We start from the raw sequence: 2,768 nt of genomic DNA, 5'->3' as shown, positions 1-2,768 counted from the left end.
AGTTTAGATTTCACAACTAACTGCCCAGCTAATACTGGTTCAACTATTGCTTGTGCAGCTTCTCTAGCCGAACCAAATGTTCCTGAAGTAAAAGACAATTGTGGAAATGTATTGACTCCTGCAACTGTAGTAATCTCTGAAACTCCTGCTTGTGAGGGCAATGTAACTTATACTTACAAATTCACTGATTGTGAAGGAAACACACTCAACTGGGTGTATACCTATACCATCGAAACTTTAGATTTCACTGTGCCAGCTAATACTGGTTCAACTGTCGCTTGTGCAGCTTCTCTAGCAGAACCAAATGTTCCTGAAGTAAAAGACAATTGTGGAAATGTATTGTCTCCTGCCGCTGTAGTAATCTCTGAAACTCCTGCTTGTGAGGGCAATGTAACTTATACTTACAAATTCACTGATTGTGAAGGAAACACACACGACTGGGTGTATACCTATACCATCGAAAGCGAAGATTTCACAACTAACTGCCCAGCTAATACTGGTTCAACTATTGCTTGTGCAGCTTCTCTAGCAGAACCAAATGTTCCTGAAAGTAAAAGACAATTGTGGAAATGTATTGACTCCTGCCGCTGTAGTAATCTCTGAAACTCCTGCTTGTGAGGGCGATGTGACTTATACTTACAAATTCACTGATTGTGAAGGAAACACACTCAACTGGGTGTATACCTATACCATCGAAAGTTTAGATTTCACTATGCCAGCTAATACTGGTTCAACTATTGCTTGTGCAGCTTCTCTAGCAGAACCAATTGTTCCTGAGTAAAAGACAATTGTGGAAATGTATTGACTCCTGCCGCTGTAGTAATCTCTGAAACTCCTGCTTGTGAGGGCAATGTAACTTATACTTACAAATTCACTGATTGTGAAGGAAACACACTCGACTGGGTGTATACCTATACCATCGAAAGTTTAGATTTCACTATGCCAGCTAATACTGGTTCAACTATTGCTTGTGCAGCTTCTCTAGCAGAACCAAATGTTCCTGAAGTAAAAGACAATTGTGGAAATGTATTGTCTCCTGCCGCTGTAGTAATCTCTGAAAATCCTGCTTGTGAGGGCAATGTAACTTATACTTACAAATTCACTGATTGTGAAGGAAACACACACGACTGGGTGTATACCTATACCATCGAAAGTTTAGATTTCACAACTAACTGCCCAGCTAATACTGGTTCAACTATTGCTTGTGCAGCTTCTCTAGCAGAACCAATTGTTCCTGAAAGTAAAAGACAATTGTGGAAATGTATTGACTCCTGCCGCTGTAGTAATCTCTGAAACTCCTGCTTGTGAGGGCAATGTAACTTATACTTACAAATTCACTGATTGTGAAGGAAACACACACGACTGGGTGTATACCTATACCATCGAAAGTTTAGATTTCACAACTAACTGCCCAGCTAATACTGGTTCAACTATTGCTTGTGCAGCTTCTCTAGCAGAACCAAATGTTCCTGAAGTAAAAGACAATTGTGGAAATGTATTCTGACTCCTGCCGCTGTAGTAATCTCTGAAACTCCTGCTTGTGAGGGCGATGTGACTTATACTTACAAATTCACTGATTGTGAAGGAAACACACTCAACTGGGTGTATACCTATACCATCGAAAGTTTAGATTTCACTATGCCAGCTAATACTGGTTCAACTATTGCTTGTGCAGCTTCTCTAGCAGAACCAATTGTTCCTGAAGTAAAAGACAATTGTGGAAATGTATTGTCTCCTGCAACTGTAGTAATCTCTGAAACTCCTGCTTGTGAGGGCAATGTAACTTATACTTACAAATTCACTGATTGTGAAGGAAACACACTCAACTGGGTGTATACCTATACTATCGAAAGTTTAGATTTCACTATGCCAGCTAATACTGGTTCAACTATTGCTTGTGCAGCTTCTTTAGCAGAACCAATTGTTCCTGAAGTAAAAGACAATTGTGGAAATGTATTGTCTCCTGCCGCTGTAGTAATCTCTGAAACTCCTGCTTGTGAGGGCGATGTGACTTATACTTACAAATTCACTGATTGTGAAGGAAACACACTCAACTGGGTGTATACCTATACCATCGAAAGTTTAGATTTCACTATGCCAGCTAATACTGGTTCAACTATTGCTTGTGCAGCTTCTCTAGCAGAACCAATTGTTCCTGAAGTAAAAGACAATTGTGGAAATGTATTGTCTCCTGCAACTGTAGTAATCTCTGAAACTCCTGCTTGTGAGGGCAATGTAACTTATACTTACAAATTCACTGATTGTGAAGGAAACACACTCAACTGGGTGTATACCTATACTATCGAAAGTTTAGATTTCACTATGCCAGCTAATACTGGTTCAACTATTGCTTGTGCAGCTTCTCTAGCAGAACCAATTGTTCCTGAAGTAAAAGACAATTGTGGAAATGTATTGTCTCCTGCCGCTGTAGTAATCTCTGAAACTCCTGCTTGTGAGGGCAATGTAACTTATACTTACAAATTCACTGATTGTGAAGGAAACACACTCAACTGGGTGTATACCTATACCATCGAAAGTTTAGATTTCACAACTAACTTCCCAGCTAATACTGGTTCAACTATTGCTTGTGCAGCTTCTCTAGCAGAACCAAATGTTCCTGAAGTAAAAGACAATTGTGGAAATGTATTGTCTCCTGCCGCTGTAGTAATCTCTGAAACTCCTGCTTGTGAGGGCGATGTGACTTATACTTACAAATTCACTGATTGTGAAGGAAACACACTCAACTGGGTGTATACCTATACCATCGA

The 2,768-nt window shown here is 39.8% G+C and carries 5 protein-coding genes and 1 pseudogene; all 6 read left to right on the top strand.

Annotation, left to right across the window (positions count from 1 at the left end; genetic code table 11):
• On the top strand, positions 1–603 hold a 603-nt coding region (locus tag ACXX83_RS28075), incomplete at its 5' end, for an HYR-like domain-containing protein (protein WP_502318172.1).
• Positions 539–781: an HYR-like domain-containing protein gene (locus ACXX83_RS28070; protein ID WP_502318171.1), complete on the top strand. Its 243-nt coding sequence runs from the start codon at positions 539–541 to the stop codon at positions 779–781. The genes ACXX83_RS28075 and ACXX83_RS28070, both read left to right, overlap by 65 nt.
• Before the next feature lie 8 nt (positions 782–789).
• Positions 790–909: pseudogene (locus ACXX83_RS28065) on the top strand (HYR-like domain-containing protein); the annotation flags it as partial.
• A gap of 30 nt (positions 910–939) precedes the next feature.
• A complete protein-coding gene (locus ACXX83_RS28060) occupies positions 940–1,293 on the top strand; it encodes an HYR-like domain-containing protein (protein WP_502318174.1) in 354 nt (117 codons plus the stop codon).
• Positions 1,229–1,504 carry an HYR-like domain-containing protein gene (locus tag ACXX83_RS28055; protein ID WP_502318169.1) on the top strand — a complete coding sequence of 92 codons (276 nt, stop codon included), beginning with the start codon at positions 1,229–1,231 and terminating at the stop codon, positions 1,502–1,504. Before ACXX83_RS28060 ends, ACXX83_RS28055 begins: the two co-directional genes overlap by 65 nt.
• A gap of 47 nt (positions 1,505–1,551) precedes the next feature.
• The coding region (locus ACXX83_RS28050) for an HYR-like domain-containing protein (RefSeq protein WP_502318168.1) at positions 1,552–2,768 on the top strand (1,217 nt) is incomplete at its 3' end.

Source organism: Pseudomonas sp. GNP012 (genome assembly GCF_054343835.1).
Note: the sequence above shows the minus strand (reverse complement) of the source record. Positions and strands in the feature narration are given on the sequence as shown.

Excerpts from the sequence above, each read along its gene's own strand:
- ACXX83_RS28060 (WP_502318174.1), top strand. The coding sequence starts at position 940 with ATGCCAGCTAATACTGGTTCAACTATTGCTTGTGCAGCTTCTCTAGCA.
- ACXX83_RS28070 (WP_502318171.1), top strand. The coding sequence starts at position 539 with ATGTTCCTGAAAGTAAAAGACAATTGTGGAAATGTATTGACTCCTGCC.